Origin of the sequence: Methylobacterium sp. GC_Met_2, assembly GCF_026540795.1 — a bacterium.
GTDB lineage: Bacteria > Pseudomonadota > Alphaproteobacteria > Rhizobiales > Beijerinckiaceae > Methylobacterium.
Map to the genome: position 1 here is coordinate 23,827 of NZ_JALNUM010000045.1, position 23,257 is coordinate 47,083.

At 65.9% G+C, this 23,257-nt stretch carries 24 protein-coding genes and 2 pseudogenes; 15 read left to right on the forward strand and 11 right to left on the reverse strand.

All coding sequences use genetic code 11. The features are described 5' to 3' along the window. Positions 1-460: 460 nt before the first annotated feature. Complete coding sequence (locus tag OXS49_RS16460; protein ID WP_267425665.1) at positions 461-1,231, forward strand: SGNH/GDSL hydrolase family protein; 771 nt, start codon at positions 461-463, stop codon at positions 1,229-1,231. Then, positions 1,228-1,356, forward strand: a complete 129-nt coding sequence (locus OXS49_RS16465) for a hypothetical protein (RefSeq protein ID WP_267425667.1) — start codon at positions 1,228-1,230, stop codon at positions 1,354-1,356. The genes OXS49_RS16460 and OXS49_RS16465 overlap by 4 nt, the downstream gene beginning before the upstream one ends. Before the next feature lie 94 nt (positions 1,357-1,450). Here OXS49_RS16465 and OXS49_RS16470 read toward each other — a convergent pair whose 3' ends face one another. Then, the gene (locus OXS49_RS16470) at positions 1,451-2,236 is read right to left on the reverse strand and encodes a GNAT family N-acetyltransferase (protein WP_267425669.1); all 786 of its coding nucleotides are present in this window, start codon (positions 2,234-2,236) and stop codon (positions 1,451-1,453) included. A gap of 428 nt (positions 2,237-2,664) precedes the next feature. On the opposite strand from OXS49_RS16470, the gene OXS49_RS16475 reads away from it, so the two are divergent. Then, positions 2,665-3,060 (forward strand): DUF3307 domain-containing protein, encoded by a 396-nt coding sequence (locus tag OXS49_RS16475; protein WP_244008303.1) that lies wholly within the window; start codon positions 2,665-2,667, stop codon positions 3,058-3,060. 150 nt (positions 3,061-3,210) lie between these two features. On the opposite strand, the gene OXS49_RS16480 is transcribed toward OXS49_RS16475, so the two are convergent. From OXS49_RS16480 to OXS49_RS16490, 3 genes are all read right to left on the reverse strand, one after another. Continuing rightward, positions 3,211-4,086, reverse strand: coding sequence for a flagellar motor protein MotB (locus OXS49_RS16480; protein WP_267425672.1), 876 nt, complete (start codon positions 4,084-4,086; stop codon positions 3,211-3,213). A gap of 28 nt (positions 4,087-4,114) precedes the next feature. After that, positions 4,115-5,086: a flagellar motor stator protein MotA gene (gene motA / locus OXS49_RS16485; RefSeq protein ID WP_267425673.1), complete on the reverse strand. Its 972-nt coding sequence runs from the start codon at positions 5,084-5,086 to the stop codon at positions 4,115-4,117. Between the two features lie 154 nt (positions 5,087-5,240). Beyond that, positions 5,241-6,119 carry a cyclic nucleotide-binding domain-containing protein gene (locus OXS49_RS16490; RefSeq protein ID WP_267425675.1) on the reverse strand — a complete coding sequence of 293 codons (879 nt, stop codon included), beginning with the start codon at positions 6,117-6,119 and terminating at the stop codon, positions 5,241-5,243. Between the two features lie 574 nt (positions 6,120-6,693). Between OXS49_RS16490 and OXS49_RS16495 the strand changes: the two genes are divergently transcribed. Together OXS49_RS16495 and OXS49_RS16500 are read left to right on the forward strand one after the other, a co-directional pair. Then, positions 6,694-7,044 carry a hypothetical protein gene (locus tag OXS49_RS16495; RefSeq protein WP_267425677.1) on the forward strand — a complete coding sequence of 117 codons (351 nt, stop codon included), beginning with the start codon at positions 6,694-6,696 and terminating at the stop codon, positions 7,042-7,044. A 364-nt stretch (positions 7,045-7,408) separates the two neighbouring features. After that, complete coding sequence (locus tag OXS49_RS16500; RefSeq protein WP_267425679.1) at positions 7,409-7,807, forward strand: hypothetical protein; 399 nt, start codon at positions 7,409-7,411, stop codon at positions 7,805-7,807. A gap of 17 nt (positions 7,808-7,824) precedes the next feature. Here OXS49_RS16500 and OXS49_RS16505 read toward each other — a convergent pair whose 3' ends face one another. Continuing rightward, positions 7,825-8,034, reverse strand: coding sequence for a hypothetical protein (locus tag OXS49_RS16505; protein ID WP_267425680.1), 210 nt, complete (start codon positions 8,032-8,034; stop codon positions 7,825-7,827). Positions 8,035-8,265: 231 nt separating this feature from the next. Then, positions 8,266-8,460, reverse strand: a pseudogene (locus OXS49_RS33665) (integrase); the annotation flags it as partial. 154 nt (positions 8,461-8,614) lie between these two features. On the opposite strand from OXS49_RS33665, the gene OXS49_RS16515 reads away from it, so the two are divergent. The 4 genes from OXS49_RS16515 (at position 8,615) to OXS49_RS16530 (ending at position 12,159) form a co-directional block, all read left to right on the forward strand. Further along, entirely contained in the window at positions 8,615-9,595 is a 981-nt protein-coding gene (locus OXS49_RS16515) for an IS481 family transposase (RefSeq protein WP_267425682.1), read from the forward strand. 79 nt (positions 9,596-9,674) lie between these two features. After that, a complete protein-coding gene (locus tag OXS49_RS16520; protein WP_267425683.1) occupies positions 9,675-10,418 on the forward strand; it encodes a substrate-binding domain-containing protein in 744 nt (247 codons plus the stop codon). A 315-nt stretch (positions 10,419-10,733) separates the two neighbouring features. Continuing rightward, a complete protein-coding gene (gene tsaA / locus OXS49_RS16525) occupies positions 10,734-11,228 on the forward strand; it encodes a tRNA (N6-threonylcarbamoyladenosine(37)-N6)-methyltransferase TrmO (RefSeq protein ID WP_267425684.1) in 495 nt (164 codons plus the stop codon). 100 nt (positions 11,229-11,328) lie between these two features. Continuing rightward, complete coding sequence (locus OXS49_RS16530) at positions 11,329-12,159, forward strand: substrate-binding domain-containing protein (protein WP_267425685.1); 831 nt, start codon at positions 11,329-11,331, stop codon at positions 12,157-12,159. A gap of 24 nt (positions 12,160-12,183) precedes the next feature. Here the strand turns inward: OXS49_RS16530 and OXS49_RS16535 are convergent, their stop codons facing one another. From OXS49_RS16535 to modA, 3 genes are read right to left on the reverse strand one after another with little or no spacing between them, the layout of a single operon-like run. Beyond that, positions 12,184-12,693: a hypothetical protein gene (locus OXS49_RS16535; RefSeq protein WP_267425686.1), complete on the reverse strand. Its 510-nt coding sequence runs from the start codon at positions 12,691-12,693 to the stop codon at positions 12,184-12,186. Positions 12,694-12,695: 2 nt separating this feature from the next. Further along, the gene (locus OXS49_RS16540; RefSeq protein ID WP_091784862.1) at positions 12,696-12,905 is read right to left on the reverse strand and encodes a TOBE domain-containing protein; all 210 of its coding nucleotides are present in this window, start codon (positions 12,903-12,905) and stop codon (positions 12,696-12,698) included. A gap of 31 nt (positions 12,906-12,936) precedes the next feature. Beyond that, complete coding sequence (gene modA / locus OXS49_RS16545; RefSeq protein ID WP_267425689.1) at positions 12,937-13,716, reverse strand: molybdate ABC transporter substrate-binding protein; 780 nt, start codon at positions 13,714-13,716, stop codon at positions 12,937-12,939. 140 nt (positions 13,717-13,856) lie between these two features. Here modA and OXS49_RS16550 point away from each other — a divergent pair, with 140 nt between their 5' ends. The 3 genes and pseudogenes from OXS49_RS16550 (at position 13,857) to OXS49_RS16560 (ending at position 16,654) form a co-directional block, all read left to right on the forward strand. Next, positions 13,857-14,225 carry a winged helix-turn-helix domain-containing protein gene (locus OXS49_RS16550; protein WP_267425691.1) on the forward strand — a complete coding sequence of 123 codons (369 nt, stop codon included), beginning with the start codon at positions 13,857-13,859 and terminating at the stop codon, positions 14,223-14,225. 64 nt (positions 14,226-14,289) lie between these two features. Next, positions 14,290-15,522: a DUF2325 domain-containing protein gene (locus OXS49_RS16555; protein WP_267425693.1), complete on the forward strand. Its 1,233-nt coding sequence runs from the start codon at positions 14,290-14,292 to the stop codon at positions 15,520-15,522. Positions 15,523-15,558: 36 nt separating this feature from the next. Then, positions 15,559-16,654: pseudogene (locus OXS49_RS16560) on the forward strand (DMT family transporter). Positions 16,655-16,962: 308 nt separating this feature from the next. Here the strand turns inward: OXS49_RS16560 and OXS49_RS16565 are convergent. Beyond that, positions 16,963-17,826, reverse strand: coding sequence for a class II aldolase/adducin family protein (locus OXS49_RS16565; RefSeq protein WP_267425694.1), 864 nt, complete (start codon positions 17,824-17,826; stop codon positions 16,963-16,965). Between the two features lie 261 nt (positions 17,827-18,087). On the opposite strand from OXS49_RS16565, the gene OXS49_RS16570 reads away from it, so the two are divergent. Beyond that, positions 18,088-19,008, forward strand: coding sequence for a LysR substrate-binding domain-containing protein (locus tag OXS49_RS16570; RefSeq protein WP_267425695.1), 921 nt, complete (start codon positions 18,088-18,090; stop codon positions 19,006-19,008). 18 nt (positions 19,009-19,026) lie between these two features. Here OXS49_RS16570 and OXS49_RS16575 read toward each other — a convergent pair whose 3' ends face one another. After that, positions 19,027-19,932: a LysR family transcriptional regulator gene (locus OXS49_RS16575; RefSeq protein ID WP_267425696.1), complete on the reverse strand. Its 906-nt coding sequence runs from the start codon at positions 19,930-19,932 to the stop codon at positions 19,027-19,029. A gap of 170 nt (positions 19,933-20,102) precedes the next feature. Here OXS49_RS16575 and OXS49_RS16580 point away from each other — a divergent pair, with 170 nt between their 5' ends. Both OXS49_RS16580 and OXS49_RS16585 read left to right on the forward strand, forming a co-directional pair. Beyond that, positions 20,103-21,479, forward strand: coding sequence for a Gfo/Idh/MocA family oxidoreductase (locus tag OXS49_RS16580; protein WP_267425697.1), 1,377 nt, complete (start codon positions 20,103-20,105; stop codon positions 21,477-21,479). Positions 21,480-21,582: 103 nt separating this feature from the next. After that, positions 21,583-22,908, forward strand: a complete 1,326-nt coding sequence (locus OXS49_RS16585; protein WP_267425698.1) for an MFS transporter — start codon at positions 21,583-21,585, stop codon at positions 22,906-22,908. The last annotated feature ends 349 nt before the right edge of the window (positions 22,909-23,257 follow it).

The window sequence follows — 23,257 nt, forward strand, 5'->3', positions numbered from 1 at the left end:
CCGGCCCTGATGACGGACACGACCTAAAGCCGCGCCCGATCGCGTTGCAATCGAGTGCGGCTCTCAACCCGTGTTGTGACGCGCGCTCGTGCTGTGACGCGCACTCTTGCTGTGACGCGCGCTCGTGCTGTGACGCGCGCTCGTGCTGTCACGCGCACTCTTGCGCCGAACGGTGTCCGCTTCGTCGAAGCGGGCTCCGGCGGGAGCCGGAAGCCGCCCGCACCAGCCCCTGAGCGTCGGCGCGACAGTTGACGTGTGAAAAATTCCCACATAAAGTTCGACCAATCGAAGCGCTGTATTGGTTTGTATTTCCGTCTGTTTCCAGCGCGTCGATACAGACTCGAAAAACATTCCGGCCCGTGGTTTCGGTCGAACATCGTCGACCCGCCGCGCCGAAAGCCCAGCCCTCCGCCCCGACCTGCCGGGCGGCCGATGCCTCACGCCATGCACAGGACAGCTCATGCGCGCCCCCTGGTTCGAGACCGTCGCCCGCCGCTGGTGTCATCGCCGGCTCGTCGGGCGGCACCGGGCGGCGCGGTCCGCGGGGATCCGCGCCGCCCTGCGCGCCGCCACACCGGACAGCGTGCTTCTGGTGGGCAATTCCCACGCGGAGTCCATCGGGACCCCGGATCTCGGCGGCCGGCCCAGCCTCAACATCGCGGTCGGCGGCAGCACCGCGGCCGATTGTGCCCGGCTACTCACGGATCTGCACCGGACGGTCCTGCACCGCGCGGACCGGCGCGTGCCGGTCCGCTGCGCAGCCTCCGTGCTGATCATCGGCACCAACGACATCCTGCGCGGGCGCCATCCGGAGCGGGCCCGGAGCGCCGATCGGTTCGCCGCGGAGGTCCGGCGCATCCTGAGCTTCCTGGAGGCGTGGTCGGGGCAGGTCTTCGTCGCCGCCGTCCCGCCGGTCGGCGCCTGGGCGACCGGCCGGGATCCGGCCGCCGTCGCGATCTTCTCGGACCGGCTCGCGGCGCTCTGTGCCGAGCGGGGCCACGCCTACTTCGATCCGTTCGTCGCCCTGCGTGACGGCCCCGGGGGGCTCGCCGGATCGGGCCTCTACCGGGACGGCGTGCACATGGCCGATTACACCCGTCTGGCCGCCGAGATCGCCCGGCTGGTGGTGATCGATCCGCTGCCGGCCGCTCGGCCCGCCCGCCGCTCGGCCGGGCCGAGCCCGGTGGCCAATCTCCGGGTTCTCCGCGCGGCCTGGACCGGCCGCCCGTGAGGGGCCTTGCGGAGATCTTCGCCTGCCCGCTCTCCTCGGGACCCGTCCGCGGCGGGGCACGGCCGGGCCGGCGCTTGGCGCTGGCGGCGGGCCGCACGACGGGCAGCGTCATCCTCACCGTGTGAGACGCCCGCCTCACGGCGGGCAGCCTTATCCTCACCGGGTGAGACGCCCGCCTCACGGCGGGCAGCCTTATCCTCACCGGGTGAGACGCCCGCCTCACGGCGGGCTCGTGCCCATCAGGACCGGCGCGCAGACCGTCCGGAAGCCCGCCCGGGTCGCGAGCGCCTCGAGGGCGCCACCGGCCCGGCCGTGCGGGAAGACGTGCAGGAACACCCGGGTTGCCCCGCGCGTCCGCGCCGCGTTCAAGGCCGCGCGGGTCACGGCGGTGCCCAGGCCCCGGCCCTGCCGATCGACCCGGGTGCCGAGGTTGTACAGCCCGGCCATGTCGCCGCGCAGGTAGAGGCTCGCGCAAGCCGCCGGGCCGGCGGCGTCGCGCAGGACGAGGTGGAGCGGCGCGAGGCCGGGCCGCGCCTTGGCCCCCCGCAGGGCCGGCAGGTAGGTGCGGCGCAGATGCGTCCGCACGGCCGGGTCGTCCGACAGGTTGGCGAAGACGCCCTCGAACTCCGGTCCCGGCGCGGGGGTGGCCTGGAGGGTGATCGCACCGTCCGCCGGGGATGGCACCGGCGGCGGCCGCGCCACCATCCAGCGCGCCGGGCGGAGGATCGCGGGCTCGAACAGGGCTCGCAGCAGAGCGACTTCCTCGGCATCCCGGGCCAGGAAGGCCGGCGCCCGGTCGCGCCCCAGGGCCGCCGCCCCCGCCCAGGCGAACTGGTCGGGCCGGCGCACCCCGTAGGCGAAGTTCAGGGTCGGGTCCGGAATGCTCCGCGACCAGACGTAGCCGGCGCCTCCGGGCCCGTGCGCGACGCCGTCGATCAGGGATCCCTTGAGGGCCGCCACATGGGCGTCGCGCAGGGCCTCGAAGGCCGGGTCGCCATCCCGCATGGTCAGGCGGCCGGTCCGCCCCGGGCCTGCGCCGGGCGATCGAGGCGGCGACGGGAGCGCTGCGGCGGCATCCCCGCCCGCGTATTGCTCAGGTTGCAATCCCGGACCGTCAATCTCGCCCTCGTGGTGCTCGTAATGAAGCCGGGGCTATCATGCACAGGATCGACCCAACAATGGTTATTTATCTGAATTAGAACGATTAAAATATACGACTTGTGGTAGTATACGATCGGACATCAGCAAAAATACTGATCTTATGACCTGAAGCCGTGAGCGAAGTCTGGTGTCGGGCGGCCAGCCGGCCCCGCGCAGGTCGATCCAGGCGCGCCAGGAGGCGGGCGGCCGTGTATGCTGAAGACCCGCGATTCGGAGCGGGCTGCGCGTGCGGACCGTCAGCCTGCGCGCGTGACAGGAGAGCCCGTGCGGCGATGCCGTCCTTCGACACGCCCGTTTCGGTCGGGGCCTTCGCGCTGCTGGTCTTCGCCTTCGCGGTAAAGCAACTCGGTGCGGATTTCCTGCTCCAGAACACCTGGATGGCGCACGGCAAGGACCGGGCCTCGGCCTGGCTCCTCCCCCTCTGTGCCCATACCGGCCTTCACGGCCTGGGCACGCTGCTGATCACGCTGCCGGTCAAGCCGGCCCTGTGGTGGCTGGCGCTGGTGGATTTCGCCGTGCACACGGCCGTCGACCGCGGCAAGGGCCTGATCGGCCAGCGCACGCACTTCCCGCCCACCGACACCCGGTTCTGGTGGCTGATCGGCATCGACCAGTTCCTGCATCAGGTGACCCATATCGGGCTGGCGGCGATCCTGGCCGTGGCCTGATCCGAGGGGCGGCATCGACCGCGCTGTGCCCGTCGTGGTCGCGCGCGCTCTTAGTCGAAGCGGACACCGGTTCGGCGCGGAAGGGCGCGCGTCACGACACGGGCGCGACACGACACGGGCGCGGCTCCAGGGCGGCGCAGCGCCGTGTCGTCAGCGGAAGAGGTTCGCGGGTACCGGCGGGCTCGCATTGAGCAGCGTGATCGTCACCCGTCGGTTCGGCGCGATGTAGGGATTGTCGGGGAAAACCGGCTCGGTGTCGGCGCGGCCCACCACGGAGACGAAGTTGTCGTTGGGAACCCCGGCGCCCGCCAGGATCTCGCGCACGGCGAGCGCACGCCCGGCCGTGAGGGCCCAGGGTTCGCCGGCCCGCGCCGAGCCCGGGCGCGCGGCGGCCGTGTGGCCGGTGACCGACAGGCGGTTGGGCAGCCGGCGCAGGGTAGGCGCGAGCGCCTCCAGCACGCGACGGGTGCGCTCGTAGGGATCGACGGCGCCCTCGCGGAACATGGAGCGGCCGTCCTGGTCCACCAGGGACACGTCCACGCCGTCCTTGGTCGGCTCGATCACGATGTTCTTCGACAGCTCGGCGATGTCGGGCATTTCCTGGAGGGCCTGCCGGAGGCTGGCGATGGCGCTGTAATTCGCCTGCGCGTCGGCGGCCGCGCGGCTGGCCTCGCGATCGCTGGCGCGGCCCGGACTGTTCGGGCGCGCCTTGTCCTCCTGCTCGGCGGAGCCCCGCTCCGCGTCGCGGGGCGTGGACGGCTTGTTGCCGGACGTGTCCAGGGCTCTGCCATACATGATTCCGCCCGCGCCGCTGGTGGCCGGGCTCAAAGCCGCCGGCGCGAAGTATTCCGCCAGACCGACCTTCTGCTCCTGCGTCGTCATGCTGATCAGCCACATCAGCAGGAAGAACGCCATCATGGCGGTCACGAAGTCCGCATAGGCGATCTTCCAGGCCCCGCCGTGGTGGGCATGGGCGGCCTTCTTGACCTTCTTGATGACGATGATCGGCGGGGTGGGCGTGGCCATCAAGTCCCTGCTGGAGACGGGGTCAGGTCTAGGCGGGCAGAGCGGCGGTGGCCGCTTCCACTTCGTTGAAGGTCGGGCGGACGTCGCTCATCAGGGACTTGCGGGCGAATTCAACCGCCATCACCGGCGGCTGGCCGCCGATATGGGCCAGCAGTCCCGCCTTGAGGGACAGATAGTATTTGGATTCAGCCTCGAAGAGGCTCTTGAGCGACTGCGCCATGGGCCCGAAGAAGCCATAGGCGACGAAGACGCCGAAGAAGGTGCCGACCAGCGCGCCGCCGATCAGATGTCCCAGCACCTCCGGCGGTTCCTTGATCGCCCCCATCGTCTTGATCACGCCGAGCACGGCAGCCACGATGCCGAGCGCCGGCGTTCCGTCGGCGAGCGCCTGCATGGCCGAAACGACACGCTCCTGCTCCTGATGGTGGGTCTCCAGTTCCTCATCCATGAGGGCGTCGATCTCGTGGACGTTGTTGGCGCCCAGCGTCACCATGCGCATGTAGTCGCAGACGAACTCGACCGCGTGATGGTTCGCCGCGAAGGTCGGGAAGGCGTTGAACAGCGTCGACTCGCTCGGATCCTCGATGTGCGGCTCGAGCGCCATCGCACCCTTCGACTTCGCCAGCTTGAACAACGAGTACTGCATTCCCAGCAGTTCGACATAGGATTGCTGCGTGTATTTGGGGCCCTTGACCAATGTGCCCAGCATGGCGGGCACAGCCTTGAGCACCGGCCCGGTATTGCCGATGATGAAGGCACCGATCGCTGCACCGAGGATGATGACGAACTCGAACGGCTGCCACAGGACGGCCAGGTGGCCGCCCATCGCCGCGTAGCTGCCGAAGACGCAGGCGAAGACGATCAATGTGCCGACGATCAGCCGCATCACGTGCCATCCTTGCGCGGCGGCCGTTATAGCCGGCGCGAAGTTACCAAGATCTGGCAAATCACCGATTTTGGTTAACGGCGCGTTTAGGGCCTGTTCGGCCCGGGTTTCCAAAGGGCCTCGCCCTTTGGCGGGTGCTCAGGGCGGAGCCCTGAGAGCTTGACCTTGAGACGTCGACCAGGGCCCTGCCCTGGACCCGCGAAAGGTCTCGACCTTTCGAAACCAGAACTGGAGCGCGGCGGCCCGGACACCGAAACTGGGACGCGGCTCAGTGCAGCTCGACCTCGAGCAGCCGGTTCGTGTCGGTGAGCTTGCCGGCCAGTTCGAGGATCAGGAAGCGCTGGACGCGCAGCGCGAGGTCGGGGCGCTCCCGCTCCATGCGGGCGAGGCCGTCCCGGTCGATGCCGACGACCCGGCAGGGGGTTTCGGCCACCGCCGTGGCGGTCCGCTGGCCGCCCTGCACCAGCGCGACCTCGCCGATCACCGTGCCGGCCGCCGTGGTGCGCAGGCGCATATGCGGGCGCCCCGGCACCGCGATCTCGATCGAGACGAGGCCCTGTTCGAGGAAGTACAGGGCGTCGGCCGCCTCGCCCTGGCGCATCAGCGTCGCGCCGGTCTCGAGATCGCGGACGGTCAGGTAGGGTGCCAGCTCGCCGGGCTCGATCGTGCAGCCCAGCTGATCCGACAGGTGCCGGGCGAAAGGCGCGGTCGTGCCGGCCTCGGGGATCGCCGCCTCCGCCAGCAGCGTCGCCTCCGCGTCCCGCAGGGCCTCGTCGAGAGTCGGCAGGGTGCGGATCCGCGGCCCGGCCGTGAGGCCGTTGCGCGCGAACTGCCGGAGCATCGTCGGCCCGAGATGGGCCAGGAGCACGTCGAAGCCGCGCGCCTCGGCGCGCTGCCCGATCTTGCGGAACGCCACGAGGGCCGAGCTGTCCAGCCCGACGCAGTCCCGGAAGTCCAGGATCAGCACCCGCAGGGCCGGGGCCTCCGCGGCGACCCGCCGGTGGATCGCCTGGCCGTTGAGGAAGAACAGGAAGCCCTGCAGCGTGTAGATCCGTGTGCGGGTTCCGGCCTCGCGCAGCCGGGCGGCGGTCTCCGGCGCGCGGATGATGCTTCCGCCGAGGACGTATCCACCAACGTCCAAGTTCATCCAATAAGTCGCTGATTTACATGTTATTTCTTAGATAAGTCGTCCTAAGGCGTCCGCTGGCGTTTGGTCAAATCCCCGCTTACGATGTGGGTAGAGGAGTGGGTGAGAATGTTATGCCGGGTAAGCTGGCCCTCCTTGGACGTACGAAACTCAAAGCCCCGGGCCTGTGCGTGGATGGGGGTGGCTTGTGGCTTCAGGCCGCCGGCAACGGCGCCAAAAGCTGGGTCTTCCGGTTCACGCTGCGCGGGTAAATTATATGAGATGGGATTCGATTCGGCTGGCACATTCTCGTTGGCCAGCGTGTGACAAAGCTCTGAAATGCAGCAAGTTCTGCTACCAGGGTATCAATTCGATTAAAGCTCACCGTCAGCAGCACCAAGCGGCGGCCCTCGAATCCGCGCGCCATGACCTTTCGGCAATGAGCCGCAAACTACATCGAACCGCATAAAGGGGGGTGGAACGAGAAACACAGCGCTCAGTGGCTCGCCATTCGGCGCCCGGTAGTGCGAGTTCGACCTAGCGGCCGGGACTGTGCCGGTCGAACGGGGCGGCGTGCAAACTGATTGGCCGGGTCGTGCGAGCAATTCAGCATCTTGAAACCGCCAAGGTGCTGTCGAGCCGGGTTCAGGCGCTGGCGGCCTCGCTGGGCGAAGGGCTGCATGCCTGGGCGCGTCAGCGGGCGGTTGCAAAGCAGGTGTCCTCATCCCCGACAAATGCCATCGCGAATGCCCGTCGATCGAAGGCCGAGGCACGACAGCGGGCGCTGATCCACGAAGTGACGATCACGACGCGCCGGCTTGATGGCTCCCGAAAGAAGCAGCGGCGGTACGCCATAACGGGCGTTCTAGGGGCCGAGATCGCGGGGCTGCGACGGCGCCTGAAGGGTCTTCAGATGGTAGCCAAGTGCGAAGCTTCGACACGCTGACCAAGCTGGCGGCGAAGCGGCATATGTTCAGCCCCACTGCTGGAATGCGCCATGAGCCGACATCAACTCGCGACCCGGGACCAGACGTTCGGCCGCACGCCCATCTTGGTCATACATTGATCAGTTTCGATCGCTCGGAAGCGGGCTGTAAATCAGCGCGGAATCTTTAAAGCCGAAGGTCAACCTCGCCAGTGATTTGCGGAATGGACCGGTGCTCAGGCCCTATGCGATCCATATGTCCGGGCGCACCTTCATCAAATTTTCGAGGGCGTCACTACGCGCAAATGAAAGAATTTAGTCTGTGCCTTGACAGGAATGCCGACAACAACAAGCTTCACGGTACGAGCAGCCGGAGGATCGAAACATGCCTGCCGTCGAGCCTCAGACCAGCGGGCCCCCCGAGCAAAAGCCTTCCAAGAATGGGCTGCTCGTCGTCATCGGCGTGATCGCCGCCGCCGTCGCGGGTATCGCTGCCGTTATCCGGGATGTTGACTCGATCCGCGATCCCCTGCACCGGGCATGTCAGGCCACGGGCCTGTGCAAGCCCGATCCCCTGCCGATCCCGAAGCTGGCGGATCACACGTCCGATTGGACGGTTGGCGGCTCCAATCAGGAAGCACAGTGTGGACCTACGAGGAACGCATACGCGTCTCAATACCCCAGATTCAATATCGCTTTCTCTGCTTCGGAAGCCACGCGCAAGGATTGGAAGGGTCAAGTAACCTACCAATATCACTGCACCTATTCAGCCATACCGAAGTAACTAATCGTTGGAATGGCCTAAGCCGCCACTGCAACCGTCCGCGCTGGCCACTCCCTGCGGTTGCTGAGCGTCAGCTCGGTTTCCGCGCCGGATCGGGTAACGCGGTCGGTCCAAAGCTCGCCGGCGCGCTCGGTCGCGCCCGAGTCGGGCCATGCGTCGCCGGGGGCATTGCCGACCTCGATCTCTTCCTCCACGTGCTTGGCCTTCTTCCGGTCATTGCGGCGCACCAGAACCTTGCTGCGGCGCAGCCGCCCATCGAGGGGCGGATGCGCGCCTCAATCAGGTTGCCTAGACGGGAGATCGTAACCGTGGGCGTTTGGCCGGCGCCGGGGTCGTCCCTGGTCACGCGCTTGGCGAGCGCCGCCACGCTGCCGTCCAGCTTGAACGTGTCGGTCAGCGCTTGGCCGAGGGCGAAAAAGTTGTGCCCCTTCGTCGATCAATAGGGGCGGCGGATCGCAGCGAAGGTGGACGAGGTTGCAGCCGCGCAGCTTGCTGTCGATGGCGGTGTTGAACAAGGCGAGGCCGCGGATGCGGCCCTCGTGCTGCAAGCGGGTACGGATCGCCCTGATGTGCTTCGGCTTAAACGGCGGCTTGGGGCCGACGAGGCGGCCGAGGTTCCAAGAGCGGCGGGTGGTCTCGATCGTCGTGGACATGATGGAGCTCCGTTTGAGGAGCCATCACCATCTCACCCCGCCCGCGATCCAACCACACTGCAGCTGCGGGCCGAACTGAGGTTCGCTCTAGGTGTACAGTCCCGCGGTGTGATGGTGCATCATGGACGCTGACGCGTCAGGCGGAGGATGCACTGTGGCAGGAATTCTTCACGGCAGCGCCCGAACGACGCCGCGTGTTCGAGTCGAGCTCCAAGCGTCGAAAGAAAGTAGCCGCGCTCTTGCCGCCGCGTACGGCCTGAACCCGAAGACGGTCGCCAAATGGCGCAGGCGGGCGGTGACGACCGACGCTCCGATGGGGCCGAAGAAGCCCAAGAGTACCGTGCTGACGCCGGCCGAGGAGGCCATCGTGGTCGAGTTCCGGCGTCGGACGCTGCTGCCGCTCGACGATGTCCTGGGCTGCCTGCGCGACACGATCCCGAACTTGAGCCGCTCCGCCCTGCATCGGTGCCTGCAACGGCACGGCATCTCCCGTCTTCCGGCAGCCGAGGCAGCGCGGACACGCCAACGCTTCAAGACCTACGAGATCGGCTATGTGCATATCGGCAGTTGTGAGCTGCGCCACGCCGACGGAAAACTGATCCTGTTCCTGGCGATCGACCGGGTTTCGAAGTTCACCTACGTCGAGTTCCACGACAGCGCGGGCAAGATGGAAGGATCAGCCTTCCTCAGGAACGTCGTGGCCACATTCCCTTACAGGATCCACACGGTGCTGACCGATAACGGGATGGCCTTCGCTGACCTGCCCAAGAACAGGACTGGGCCGAGCCGACAGTTCCTCGGTCCACACATCTTCGATCGCGTCTGTATCGAGCTCGGCATCGAGCATCGTCTGACCAAGCCATACCATCCCTGGACCAATGGGCAGGCCGAGCGCATGAACCGGACGATCAAGGATGCGACCGTCAAGGTCTTCCACTACGAAGATCTGGAGAGCCTGAAGGCGCATGTCCTGGCCTTCGTCACGGCCTACAACTTCGCCAAGCACCTCAAGGCCCTGCGCTGGAAGACCCCGTTCCAAACCATCTGTCAGGCCTGGATCAACGATACAGACCGGTTCAGGATCAACCCGCACCACCTCATCCCGGGACCATACAACGCATTGGTCCCGGCTTGAGGTGGCAAGCAGATCCATCAAACGCTACCGAGGATGCAGGTGGCGGCCATTCCGCCTTGTCCTGAACGACGCCCACGCCATGACATCGTTGAGCGATATCCCACCTACGGTCACCGTTCTGATCTCCGGAGGCTTCGAGCTAGCCTATCGAAGAGCGATCCCGAACTTCGAGCAGGAGACTGGCATCAAGATTGAGACCCGGTCGGGGGCCTCGCAGGGAACCGGCCCAAAGACGATCCGCTACCAACTTGACCATGGTGCCGAGGTCGATGTCGTCATCCTGTCCAACGAAGGGCTCCATGAACTCATCGGCGCGGGCCTGATCGCAGAGGGCTCGATTGCCCAGCTTGCGACTGCTCCCCTTGCGGCTGCCGTGCAGACGGGCGCGCCGAAGTCCGATGTTAGTTCAGTTGCGGCGCTCACCCAGACCTTGCTGGATGCCCGCCTCGTCGTGATGCCAGGCAGCACCAGTGGTCTCTTCATCCAGAGAGAAATCCTTCCAGCGCTCGGCGTCGCCGACAAGGTTTGTTTGAAGGTCTACCCACGAGGAACGGACTCTGCCGCCGCGCTGGCAGCAGGCGAGGCTGATCTTGCGCTGGGGCCTATCAGCGAACTCGTCAACATCCCTGGCATCGAGCCAATTGGGGTTCTCCCCGACGCGGTTCAACTCGTCCAAACGTTCAGCGCAGCAACGGTGGCGACGGCCAAAAGCCCAGATCTGGCGAAACGGCTGATTGCTTTTCTACAGTCCGACAAGGCCGAAGGGGCAGTGAGACAAGTCGGGATGGAGCCGCTCCGGTCAGGTCGCGGATCGGCTGCCTAGGATGCTGAGGCGTCCGCTTCGATGCATATGCCACTCATGAGCGGACGGGCAGGAAACCACCCCGAGCGGCCCTCCCGCTTGCGACCCAACCCAGCCGCTGGGAACGTCGTTTGCGTTTCTCCAAAGCGGTCGTTCGCCGGATCTCCGGCAACTTCGGCTCAGGGTGGAAAGCGGACCGTCACGTCCAAGCTTTTCACCGTCCGCGAGCTACTGAAAGATGATTATCGAAGGTCGACACTTGCATAAGGAAGGCGTTTCGAACGAGCTGCCGCTACAGTGGCACTAGCGACGCTTCCCTTTGAGAGAGGGTGCAGCATGGTACGCCTCAATGAGATCCGAGCCGGCGAAGTCGCGGTCACCGCACCGGAGGCCAGCGATGCCGGGTTGGTCTACATTGGCCGCATCCGTACACCTTGGACCGACCGCCTTGCCTGCCCACGCCAGGGCCGGACTGACGGTCCGCTCTGCCGTATCGAGGTGTTCGAGCCCTGGGTGGCAGCTCTCGACGGGCTAACATCTTTCGCTCAGATCGAGGTGTTGTACTGGCTCGATGCCTCCCGGCGCGACCTCGTCCGCCAGAGCCCGGCCAATGATGGAACCACACGCGGCACTTTCGCGCTGCGCTCGCCGGTGCGACCGAACCCGATAGGCACATCGATCGCCACGCTCATCGCGATCGGGGGCAATATCCTGACGGTACGCGGCCTCGACTGTCTGGACGGGACGCCGCTCCTCGACCTCAAGCCTGACCGGACCCTGTTCACACCGATCGCTCCGCCGCAGCCGGGTGATTTTGAAACAGAGAGCTGATCCAGCGGTCACGCGCTCGGTTTCACGGGACGGATGACGTTCGTCCTAACTCGGCTATATCCGTGCGGATATAACGATACCGCATCATCTGGAGCCGCCGTTGTCCCTCACGCGTTTTTCGTTCGCTACTGGCCTCCTCCGCCACACTGCAATCCTCAGTGTCCTCGCCCTGGCGTCCGTATCCGTTGCACGAGCGGAACCGGTACGGGTCTATGCCGCCGGCAGTCTCGTAGCTGCGCTCAAGGACGTGATCGCCGCCGCTGGCCTGCCCGCCGAGGCGGTGGCCGCTCCGACATTCGGACCTGCAGGGCTGCTGCGTCAGCGCCTCGAAGGTGGCGAGGCGGCGGATCTCTACCTCTCTGCCGATCTCGCCGGGCCGCGCCGTCTTGCGGAGGTCGGCAAGGCCAAAGCTGTCGTGCCGTTTGCCCGCAACAAGCTGTGCGTGCTCGCCCGTGCCGACCTCGGATTGTCCCCCGACAGCCTACTCGACCACCTGCTCAAGCCTGATCTACGCCTCGCGACCTCGACGCCCGGCGCCGATCCAGGTGGCGATTACGCTCAGGCCGTGTTCGACCGAGCCGAGGCCGTCCACCCCGGTGCCAAGGCGACGCTGGACAAAAAGGCGCTGAAGCTACTCGGTTCGCCGAACACGATGGTGCCGATGGCCGGGCGAAGCCCCAGCGCGACGGTGTTTCTGGGCAACAACGCCGACGTCCTGTTGTACTACTGCAGTGGCCAGGGTGGCACGATGAAGGAGGCTCCAGGCCTCAGCCTGATCCAACTGCCGCCAAACCTGTCCGTGCCGGCGACCTACGGCATGGCGCTGCTGACCGACAATCCGGACGCGATGCTGCTCGCACTGTTCCTCGTGTCCGAGAAAGGTCAGGCGATCCTCGCCCGCCACGAACTCGTACCGATCAGCGAACCGTGAAGGGTTCGCTGCGCGATCGCATGGCTACTCGGCTTTGAGGAGGTCGAGCTTGATCTGTGGGCCTGCTGCGCGGCTAATCTCGATCGTCACCGGACCGGCATCGAGAGCGAAACGCACGCTCTTGCGCACGCCCGGGCAGCCCGCCTTGCCGCTGTGGGCCGCAGGCTTCAGGGTCGAGTGGCCATCCTGGCTGACATCAATCCAGGCCTCATCCGAGAGCGTCACCTGATAGGAGCCAGCGGCCGGCACCGTGGCCGTGACGAAGCCTGAGAACGTATCGGGCTTCGTCGGTCTCTCGGATGGGACAGGCAGAGTGACCTCCGCGGCCGGCTTTAGCGTCAGTTGCACCGCACTAGCATCGTTCGGCAGCGCCGAACCTGACGCCAAAGCGGACAGGTTCGGCGCTGCGAAGGCGGTCTGCTCCCGCGCAACCGACCATGCGAAGGTTGCACAAGCCGGTGCATCCTCAGCCATGGCCGCACTGATCGAGACGGCTGCTAGTCCGGCAGCGAGGATGGCGCGGGCGATGATCATCATCAGTCGACCGCGACCATGACGTCAGATGCTTTGATCACGGCATATGCCGGGCCACCGACGACGAGCTTCAGACTGTCGACCGCCTCGTTGGTGACGGCTGCGGTGACGATCTGTCCGGGCATGATCTCGATCTTCACGTGCGCCGTGGTGGCACCCTTCTCGATCGCCGCCACGGTGCCCTTGATAATGTTGCGTGCGCTGATCTTCACAGTGTCTATCTCCTAGTCCGTGCGGAGCTGATTAGTTCTTGCCACCGTCGATGATGCTGAAGCCCTGAGCCTCGAAGTAGGGCTTGGCTGCCGCGCTCCGGAGGTAATCCAAGAAGCGCTTCGCGCCGTCGCCCTTCGCGTCCGCGGTAACGGCGAACGGGTACACCACCGGCGGGTGGCTGTCCGCCGGGAACACGCCCACGACCTTCACCTTGGGATCGGATTTCGCATCGCTCTCGTAGACGACGCCGAGGGGCGCTTCTCCGCGTGAGACCAGCAACAGGGCTGCCCGCACGTTATCGCCTTGCGCCAGCCGCGGCTGGATCCCGGCCCACAGGCCAAGCTTCTCGAACGCGACCTTGGCGTACTTGCCGATCGGCACCGAGTTGACCTCGCCGGTTGCGAGCCGGCCGTCCGGTCCCAAAGCCGCCGCGAACGCCTCTGGGGTGAAGGCGACCGCATTCTCCTTCGCGTCAGCCGGCGCGATCAGGACGAGGCGGTTGCCCAGCAGGTTCACCCGCGTGTCTGGACGGATCAGGTTCTTCTTGGCGAGGTAGTCCATCCATTCCAAGTCGGCTGAGGCGAACAGATCGGCGGGGGCCCCGCTCTCGATTTGCCGGGCGAGGGCCGAGGATGCCGCGTAGCTCGCCTTGAGTTCGACGCCCGACTGAGCGGTGAAGGCCTTGCCCGCATTGTCCAGAGCGTTCTTGAGGCTGGCTGCGGCGAACACTGTCGCGGTTTCGGCCGCTTGCGCTGCGCCAGCGGTCAGGAGCAGGGCGACGGCGAGGCTGGTACGGATCAGGCTGCGCATGCTCGAAGCGGTCCTCAACGACGGATATGTCGGTTGCGCTATATTAAGAGGAACATATCGCGGGAACCACCCTGTGCTGCGCCCTTGATCGTTCGAGGGGTCGGTGCGTTGGCCGGTGGCACGAGATGGGAGCATTCCCGATGGCAAGCCTGAGCATCCGTATCGACGTCGGACCGGACAACCGCATCGGTCCGGGCAAGGTGCAACTTTTGGAGATGATAGCTGAGCATGGGTCGATCTCCGCGGCCGGGCGTGCGCTGGGCATGTCCTACCGCCGGGCTTGGATGCTGATTGAGGCCATGAATAGTGGGTTCGGGCAGCCGGTCGTCGAGGCGCAGATCGGCGGTAAGGCGGGTGGCGGTGCGCGTCTGTCGGCCCTCGGGGCTGACCTCGTGGCGCACTACCGCGCCATCGAGCGTGCTGCTGATCGAGCTGCAGCGCCGTTCCTCGACCGGATCGTCGCTCCTAACCGGAAAACCAATGACGGGACGCCTACCGCAACTCTCTAGGCAAGCCGGCTGTTTTTAGACAGACTGCTATATCTGATCGGATATAGCGCCTGCCGAGACGCCGATGCCGCCACACGCCTACCTCGACGGTTCAGCTCTGCGCGCCCTCGTGTCTGTGGGCCATTCCCCGTTCGTGCCGCCCCCCGCCCCAGATCCAGCCGACAAACCGCGCGATCGGATCTGGGAACTTGCCGAGAACCTGCACTGCTCGATCGTCGGGACCTGCCTGACCAATGCAGAAGCCCGCGGGATCCTGGCCAAACTCGGCCGAGCAGACGCTCGGACGATCAGCGAGCACCGGCTGCACGGGGAGATCGTTCAGATCGCTGGCCGCAAGGACGGCGGCGGCCGTTTGCTACAGAAGACCCTGGACCGGCGGCACGAGCGGGAGATCGAACGCTTCGACGTAGCTCGCACGCCCGAAGCGGTTCGAGCCCTCTGGAAGGCTTCCCTCGAACGCGGCGAAATCCCCGGCGCCTACTGGGCTGCGATCACGCATCCGGCAACCGATTGGCCGCTGGTGCAGGACGTCTTCGGGGAGGTGCACATGCTCTCGCACCTCGTCGGTCAGTCGAACCGAGCTGACATTCGTCGCTTGCGCCACCTTGAAGAAGAGTTGGGTCGGCGCGACGAAGCGATCGCAGCACGGGACGAGCGCATCATGACGCTTATGCTTGAGCGCGACGATCTTGGGAGACGTACCAAGGCCATCGATGCCGAGCGCCCTAGCCCGATGATGACGGTCGTCGAGCAACCATGCACGCGCGGGCTGGAGGTGCGGCTGGCCCGCGAGGCCGCTCACGCGAAAGCGTTGGAGGATCGGCTCGCGGTGCTGACCAGAGCAGCCGAACGCCTCAGCGCCGATCTGGCCGCTGAAATAGCCCGTCGGTCGGTGGTCGAGAAGGAATTGGCCGCGCTCGAAGTGGCGTTGGAAGAGCCGAGCGCGAACATCACCGATGACCGAGCGCCGGGACGATTAGAGGGTCGGGTCATCCTCTATGTCGGTGGCCGGCAGCGTCAGGTGGCTAACCTACGTCGCTTCGTGGAGACGCGGGGAGGTAGGCTGCTCAGCCACGACGGTGGCATCGAGGACAACTTGTGCCTCTTGGCGGGCCTAGTGGGCCAAGCAGATCTGGCGGTGTTCCCCGTGAGCTGTATCAGTCACGAGGCAAGCCTGCACCTCAAGCGGTACTGCGAAGCTCAATCCAAGCCGTTTCACCCGGTGCGCAGCGCCAGCCTTGCCAGCTTCGTACACGTAGTCAGGCATTGCGGTCAGAGCGCCAGGATCGGGCAGTAGGTCGGCAGACCTGAGCGCACCTGCTACGACCAAGTCATGAAGCATTCGCACAGCCATCTCTGGCCTGGAGTGCCGCTGGCGCTCGCCTCGGCCGTCCTGTTCGGGGCCTCTACCCCATTCGCGAAACTGCTGCTCGGCACGGTGTCGCCCCAACTGCTCGCCGGGATGCTCTACCTCGGTGCGGGCATCGGTCTGGCAGCCGTGCATGGCGGCCGGGCTATCCTCGGCGTTCCGGCCCAGGAAGCCCCTCTGCGCCGTCACGATCTTCCGTGGTTGGCAGTGGTGGTGCTGTCCGGTGGGTTAGCCGGGCCGCTCCTGCTGATGCTGGGACTGTCGCTCACCTCTGCTGCTTCCGGGTCGCTGCTGCTCAACCTCGAAGGGCTGGCGACCATGATCATTGCGTGGGTGGTGTTCCGGGAAAATGTTGATCGTCGGCTGCTGCTAGGCGCGTTCGCCATCCTCGCGGGTGCCGCCCTGCTGTCGTGGACCGGAGGGGGGGGTGCACCTTGATAGGGGCGCGGTCTTCATCGCCGCCGCCTGTCTGGCTTGGGGCATCGACAACAATCTGACACGCAAACTGTCCTCGGCCGACCCAGTAGCGACGGCCGCGATCAAAGGGGGGGTGGCAGGCAGCGTCAACGTCGTCCTGGCGCTGCTGCTGGGCGCGGCCGTGCCGCCCGTGGCAATGATTGGGGCAACGGCTGTTGTCGGCTTCCTTGGTGTTGGAGTGAGCCTTGTCTTGTTCATGCTGGCGCTGCGCCACCTCGGAGCAGCTCGAACCGGAGCCTACTTCCCCCTCGCACCCTTCATCGGCGCGCTGATCGCCGTGGCGCTGCTGCGCGAGCCGGTGACAGCGCAGCTTGTCGTAGCTGGCTTACTGATGGGGGTTGGGCTGTGGCTGCACCTCGCAGAGCGGCACGAGCACGAGCACATCCACGAGATGATGGAACACGAGCACGCCCACGTCCACGACCAGCATCACCAGCATCATCACGATGAGCCGGTGGTGGAGCCGCACTCGCACTGGCACCGGCACGACCCGTTGAGGCACACCCACACACACTACCCCGACCTGCATCACCAACACGGCCATAGCGAGAAGCTCAGCCGCTGTGCCGCAGATGCCTGCTAAGGGTCGTGAGCCGTACCAGCGGCGATGTCCGCTTTGATGCATCCGTCGTCCAGAAGCGGACCGGCGGCTTTCCACCCAACCCAGCCATTCAGCGGCGACCGCCAAGGGGACCGAGCCCGGCCGAAAGCAGCCGGTCCGCTTTTCATACCGGAACCACAGAATTGGTCATCTGGTGCGCCTCGCACGGCGAACAGTATGAATGCGCAGCGTAACCGGCAACGCATCCGCTAAAGCGTCCTGCACCACGCCGAACTACCGCGCGGCTAAATCAACGGCGGAGGACCATTCTCCTAGCCGGTCTCTTGACCTCACGCGAACATGTCAGGTTGGGTTTCAGCGATGTGGCTGTACAGCGTCTGGAAGTGCAACCAGCCGATGTAGTCGCTGCCCACGTGCTCGCGGCTGTAGCGGGCGGTCTTCTCCGACAGGAGCTGGGGCTTGATCCCGGTGGCCTCGATCAGAAGTTGCTGCTTACAGGCCCGCTCCAGGGCAATGAACCAGAAGGCCGCGTCGTCGATGCTGTGGCGAGAGCAGGTGAGCAGGCCATGGTTCTGGTGCAGCACGCCGCGGTTGCGGCCGATCTGCTGGGCCACCGAGAGGCCACTCTCCTTCTCGACCGCAACGGCACCCGCCGAGGCGCCGATGACCGCGTGGCTGTCGTAGAAGGCCGCGGCGTCCTGGCTGATCATGTCAAGGGGCCGACCGGTGGCGCACCATGCCGTGCCGTAGGTCGTGTGTGCGTGACACATCGCGATCACTTCAGGATACTCGTCGTGCACGGCGGCGTGCAGGACGAAGCCCGCGCGATTGATGGCGTGGCCCCCCTTGACCACTCGGCCTGTGTGGTCGGCCAGGATCAGGTTCGACATCCGCACCTGCGAGAAGTGCACGCACATCGGGTTCGTCCAGTATAGCTCCGGACGTTCCGGGTCGCGGATCGTCAAGTGCCCGGCAAAGCCGTAATCGAAGCCGTGCATCGCGAAGGCGCGGCAGGCGGCGACAAGATGCTTCTTGCGGTAGTCGCGCGCTTCGGCGTGGTCGGCGAAAACCGGCATCTCCGGGAAGATCAGGCTGGCTTGCTCCGGCTGGTAGATCGAGGTCCGCCTTCGGCCGGCATCGTCGTTGGGGAGGTCGAGCGCGACTGCAGCGTCGTTTGGATGATCGTCGAACATAGCGAATCCTTTTGTCGGCGATGCGGAAAGGGTGGCGAGTCTCAGCAACCGAAACATCACCCCGCGACCGTGCGGCCAGCCCACCGCGCTGCGGTCGGTTACGATGTGGGCTATCACCTCTGCATCAGGGCGCCTGTATCCCGGATGCGTATCGTTCCCACAGCCGTCAACGCGGTGGATCCGGCACTATCGTGCTGTATCTCCGTCTTGACAAAGGACAATTTTTCACGCTGTCCATGAATTTCATTCACGGATTGCACGATGCGTCGGACGCCGAACTTCCCCGCTCTGCGGGCCTTCGAAGCGGCCGCGCGCCTCGGCAGCTTCGCCCGGGCGAGCGAGGAGCTGCACCTGACGCCCTCGGCGGTGAGCCATCAGGTCCGGGCGCTGGAGCGCTGGTTCGAGCGCCTTCTGTTCCGGAGAGCGAACCGGCAGGTGACGCTCACTGCCGACGGGCAACGCCTGCTCGCGGGGCTTACCGACGCGTTCGACGCGATCGAGAGGGTTTGCGCCGAGCTGATCCCGCCGCCGCCTTCGTCGCTCTCCGTCCACTGCACGCCGAGCTTCGCCGCGAAGTGGCTCGGGCCCCAGCTTCCCGCCTTCGTAGAGGCGCATCCGGGCTTCGCCCTTCGCCTGTCCACCAGCGCCGACCCGGTGGATATCGGCCGACACGAGGAAATCGACATCCTGATCGCGTACGGCCGGCCGCCGCGCGGAGCGGGGCTGATCGTCGAATCCCTCGGACCGGAGGAGATCGCGGCTCTGTGTACGCCGGCGGTCGCGCGGGCGGTCGGGCCGGTGGGTCCTGGGACGGTCGAGCGATTTACCCGGCTGGACTCGTCGTTCAGCCCGGTGCGCTGGCCTGACTGGTTCGCCCTTAACGGCTTGCCCATCCCGACCGTGTCGGCGGGCGCGGCCTTCGACCGGGGCTCGCTTGTGATCTCGGCAGCGGTCCAGGGCCTCGGGGTCGCGCTGGAAACCTTGCGGTTCGCCGAAGTGGAACTTGGCGCCGGACAGCTCGTGCGCCTGGGGGCCGGCCGGGTCGACAGCCTGTACCGGGACCTCCACTTCCTCTGCTACCGCGAACGAGACAGGGCGCTGGAGAAAATTCAGGCCTTCCGCCGCTGGCTCCTGGACGTGGAAGAAGAGAGCCGGGCGGGGCAGACCGAGATTTCGGCCTGACGCCCGACGGAGCAGGCATTATGGCCCGGCTAGCCAGAAGGCGTCGCCGGCCGCTTCGGCCTGCCGGGTCAGGAAATCCGAGACTAGCCGGACCCGCGGTAGGTCGCGGGTATCCGCGTGAGCGATGAGCCAGTAGGCCCGGACGATGCGCACAGCCTCGGGCAGGACGGCCACGAGATCGGGGCAGGTACGGGCCAGGAAGTGTGGCAGGACAGCAAGGCCGGCGCCACCGCGCACCGCCTCCAATTGAGTGATGACGTTCGAGATCCTCGCTTGCGGATGGATCGCCGGCGAGACCTGCGGGAGGTAGTTGAGCTCGCTCGTCCAGAGCAGGTCCTCGACGTAACCGACCCAGCGGTAGCGTGGCAGGTCGTCCGTCGACCAGATCGCGTTCGCGGACTCCGCGTAGCCGCGCGCCGCGTACACGCCGAGGCCGTAGTCTACGAGCTTGCGGGCAAACAACCGGCCGGCCTCGGGCCGGGTCATGCCGATGGCGAGGTCAGCCTCTCGCTTCGACAGGCTAAAACTACGCGGATTGGCCACCAGCTCGACTTCGAGTGCCGGCTGGGCGGCGCAGAGCTCGGCGAGGCGCGGGGCCAGGAAGTAGGTCCCGAACGCCTCGGGCGTTCCGAGCCGCACAGTGCCGCTGACCTGATGCGCATCCGCGTCTAGGTGCGCACGCAGGGTGATCGCCACGCTCTCCATCCGCTCGGCATCTGCGAGCAGACGCTCCCCATCATTGGTGAGGGTGAAGCCGGACGGGCGACGGTCGAAGAGGCGCTTGCCGAGGGCGCCCTCCAGGGCAGACAGGCGGCGGCTCAGGGTGGAGTGGTCGATGCCCATGCGCTGGGCCGCGATCGTCAGCCGGCCCACTCTGGCAACAGCCAGAAAGGCGCGAAGATCGTTCCAGTCGAAATCGGCCATCGCGTGCCACCGGTTCTCGGCATGGGAATTTGCGCAAGCCGCCTTTGCAATCCTTCGCATGGGCGTGCGCAGAAACGAATGATAATTCCAATATCGCGACAAAGTGCAAACGCGGCGGGGGCCGGGCCTAAAATCCGGACCGACCGCGGACGGCCCAGGGAGATCGCGATATGTCCATGTTTTCCAAGCTCCAGCTTCGCGCAAGCGAGGGTCGGCCCGTCCGGGTTGGCCTGATCGGCGCCGGCAAGTTCGGCTCCATGTACCTGTCACAGGCACCTCGCACACCTGGGATCCACCTCATCGCCGTGGCCGACCTGTCGCCGGACCGGGCGCGCCAATCGTTGCAGCGAGTCGGCTGGGACGACGCTCGTGCCACGGCGCGCGGAATGGAGGAGGCGGCGCAGGTCGGCACCACCTTCATCACGGACGACGCTGACGCGATGATCGCGAGCCCCTTCGTGGACATCGTGATCGACGCCACCGGCAGCCCGGCTGCCGGCATCCACCACGCCCTCACGGCCTTCTCTCACGGCAAGCATATCGTGATGGTCAACGTCGAGGCCGACGTGCTCGCTGGGCCGCTGCTGGCCCGCCGCGCCGCTGAAGCTGGGGTGATCTACTCCATGGCCTCGGGCGACCAGCCGGCGCTCATCGCCGAACTCGTCGACTGGGCGCGCACGATCGGGTTGGAGGTGATCTGCGCCGGAAAGGGCACCAAGTATCTGCCGGCCTTCCACGCCTCCACGCCTGACACCGTCTGGGGCCATTACGGCTTCAGCGCCGAGCAAGTCGCGGGGGGCGACTTCAATCCGCAGATGTTCAACTCCTTCTTAGACGGCACCAAATCGGCGCTGGAGATGGCCGCCGTGGCCAATGCATGTGGTCTGACGCCCCCGCGCGACGGCCTCGCCTTCCCGCCCTGCGGCGTCGACGATCTGCCGAGCGTCCTGCGCCCCGTCGCCGACGGGGGCATCCTGGCCGATCGCGGCACCGTCGAGGTGGTCTCCTCCCTGGAGCGGGACAGCCGGCCAGTGTTCAGGGACTTGCGCTGGGGCGTCTACGCAGTGTTCGAGGCGCCTAGCCAGTACGTGCGCGACTGCTTCGCCCAGTATGGCCTGAAGACCGACGACAGCGGCCGCTTCGCTGCCACTTACAAGCCCTACCACCTGATCGGCCTGGAGCTCGGGATCTCTGTAGCCTCCATCGCGGTCCGTGGCGAGGCGACGGGCGCAACGAGAGAATGGCGCGGCGACGTGGCGGCCACCGCTAAGCGAGCCCTGCGGGCAGGAGAGCGGCTCGACGGCGAGGGCGGCTTCACCGTCTACGGCAAGCTGATGCCGACAGCCGATTCCCTGGCGCAGGACGCCCTGCCGATTGGGCTCGCCCACAACATGGTGCTGAAGAACGACGTGCCCGCCGGCAGGGCAGTGCGCTGGAGCGACGTCGCGTACGACGCGGACCAAGAGGCGATCCGCGTCCGGCGCGAGATGGAAACCCTGTTCCGGCAGGAGCTGGGCCTCGCGGAGGCCGCGCGGAAGGTCGCCTGAGCAAGGCCCGCGCCACGCTGCGGCATCGGGTGCCGGTCGCCCGCTAATCAAGCGCTGGCCCCGCCTGCGAGGCGGAGCTGGTTCACCGCGACAGAGCCCGCCAATGGGCCGATCGGAGGAAACGATGAAACATGCAGCCAGCCTCGGCCTGAACGCGCGCGTGGCGGAGACGAATGTCTACCGTAAGATCACGTGGCGCATCATGCCGTTCATCGTCATTTGCTACCTGTGCGCATACCTCGATCGGGTGAATGTTGGTTTCGCTAAACTCCAGATGATATCAGATCTTGACTTCAGCGATGCCGTCTACGGCTTCGGGGCCGGGGTATTCTTCATCGGCTACTTCCTTTTCGAGGTACCCAGCAACCTGGCCCTCCACAAGCTCGGCGCCCGGGTCTGGATCGCCCGGATCATGATCAGCTGGGCGATCATCTCGGCGCTGACGCTGTTCGTGACAACGCCGGTTCAGTTTTACGTGGCGCGCTTCTTCCTAGGGCTCGCTGAGGCCGGGTTCTCGCCCGGCATCATGCTCTACCTAACCTACTGGTTTCCGGCGAAGAAGCGCGGCTTCGCGTTGGGTTTCTACTACATTGCGATCCCACTCGCAGGCGTCATCGGCGGACCAGCGTCAGGGCTGATCCTGCAGCATTTCGACGGCTCGACCGTGATGAAGGGGTGGCAGTGGCTGTTCCTGCTGGAGGCGGCCCCCTCACTGCTCGCTGGCATCGCGGTGTTGTTCCTTATGGTCGACAAACCCGAGCAGGCCACTTGGCTCACCGAGGCCGAGAAGGTGGAAGTGAGCGCCGAGATACACCGGGAGGACGGCGACAAGGTCGTGCATACCTCCTCCGGGGCCTTCCTGCGGGATGCGCGGATCTGGAAGCTCAGCGGCGTCTACTTCATGACCATTATTGGCCTCTACGGGATCAGCTTTTGGCTACCGTCTATCGTGAAGGATTCTGGCATCAAGGACGTCGCGACGATTGGCTGGCTCTCGGCGATCCCCTACCTCGTCGCAGTGCCGACAATTATCCTCACCGGCATCAGCGCTGACCGCACACGTAGACGCCGGGCGCATTTTGCAGTGATGCTGGCAGTCGGTGCCGTCGGGCTGGCGCTGGCCGGCTATGTCGGACAGAACCCGGCCGCGGCGTTGGTCTGGCTCTGCGTCGGCACGGCCGGCATGCTCTCGGCGCTGTCGCTGTTTTGGGGCGTACCGTGCGCGTTTCTGGCGGGCACCTCGGCGGCGGCCGGCATCGCCACGATCAACTGCATCGGTAATCTGGCCGGGTTCGTCTCGCCCTACATGGTGGGGGGCCTGAACGTGCTCACAGGCAACCCGGCAATCGGCCTTTACGCGGTGGCCGCCTGCATGCTGGCGGGCGCAGCGCTGATCCGGATCATTCCAGCCTCGCTGGGCGATCGATAACGGCTCGTTTGCGGATCTGATCGAAGGCCGATGCTGTGGGTCGGAAGCGGATGCCGGCGAAGGATCCACGATCGCTTCGCGTAAGTGGCGAAGGTTCGCTAGTGGCGGAATCCAACCGGGAATCGCTCGAAGGCGGAGCGTCCGCTTCCGAGATGCTGCCAGATACGGCTGAATGGCGGCAACGGGCGCACAGCCGAACGTCTGGTTTTGTGCGTTCAGGGAATCAGGCGTGACGTAGATTGGTCGAAAGCTGCTAGCCCGCATTGGAACGACCGAAACAGTAAGGCGGACACATGCCTCGGTAAGCGTTTCCCGCGACATCGATCGTGACCGACTGCAGGTCAGATAT

Coding starts and splice junctions, on each gene's coding strand:
- OXS49_RS16475 (WP_244008303.1), top strand. CDS start 2,665: ATGCCGTCCTTCGACACGCCCGTTTCGGTCGGGGCCTTCGCGCTGCTG.
- OXS49_RS16520 (WP_267425683.1), top strand. CDS start 9,675: ATGACATCGTTGAGCGATATCCCACCTACGGTCACCGTTCTGATCTCC.
- OXS49_RS16585 (WP_267425698.1), top strand. CDS start 21,583: ATGGGCCGATCGGAGGAAACGATGAAACATGCAGCCAGCCTCGGCCTG.
- OXS49_RS16500 (WP_267425679.1), top strand. CDS start 7,409: ATGCCTGCCGTCGAGCCTCAGACCAGCGGGCCCCCCGAGCAAAAGCCT.
- tsaA (WP_267425684.1), top strand. CDS start 10,734: ATGGTACGCCTCAATGAGATCCGAGCCGGCGAAGTCGCGGTCACCGCA.
- OXS49_RS16460 (WP_267425665.1), top strand. CDS start 461: ATGCGCGCCCCCTGGTTCGAGACCGTCGCCCGCCGCTGGTGTCATCGC.
- OXS49_RS16490 (WP_267425675.1), bottom strand. CDS start 6,119: ATGAACTTGGACGTTGGTGGATACGTCCTCGGCGGAAGCATCATCCGC.
- OXS49_RS16580 (WP_267425697.1), top strand. CDS start 20,103: ATGTCCATGTTTTCCAAGCTCCAGCTTCGCGCAAGCGAGGGTCGGCCC.
- OXS49_RS16470 (WP_267425669.1), bottom strand. CDS start 2,236: ATGCGGGATGGCGACCCGGCCTTCGAGGCCCTGCGCGACGCCCATGTG.
- OXS49_RS16575 (WP_267425696.1), bottom strand. CDS start 19,932: ATGGCCGATTTCGACTGGAACGATCTTCGCGCCTTTCTGGCTGTTGCC.
- OXS49_RS16565 (WP_267425694.1), bottom strand. CDS start 17,826: ATGTTCGACGATCATCCAAACGACGCTGCAGTCGCGCTCGACCTCCCC.
- modA (WP_267425689.1), bottom strand. CDS start 13,716: ATGCGCAGCCTGATCCGTACCAGCCTCGCCGTCGCCCTGCTCCTGACC.
- OXS49_RS16570 (WP_267425695.1), top strand. CDS start 18,088: ATGCGTCGGACGCCGAACTTCCCCGCTCTGCGGGCCTTCGAAGCGGCC.
- OXS49_RS16535 (WP_267425686.1), bottom strand. CDS start 12,693: ATGATCATCGCCCGCGCCATCCTCGCTGCCGGACTAGCAGCCGTCTCG.
- OXS49_RS16555 (WP_267425693.1), top strand. CDS start 14,290: ATGCCGCCACACGCCTACCTCGACGGTTCAGCTCTGCGCGCCCTCGTG.
- OXS49_RS16550 (WP_267425691.1), top strand. CDS start 13,857: ATGGCAAGCCTGAGCATCCGTATCGACGTCGGACCGGACAACCGCATC.
- OXS49_RS16480 (WP_267425672.1), bottom strand. CDS start 4,086: ATGGCCACGCCCACCCCGCCGATCATCGTCATCAAGAAGGTCAAGAAG.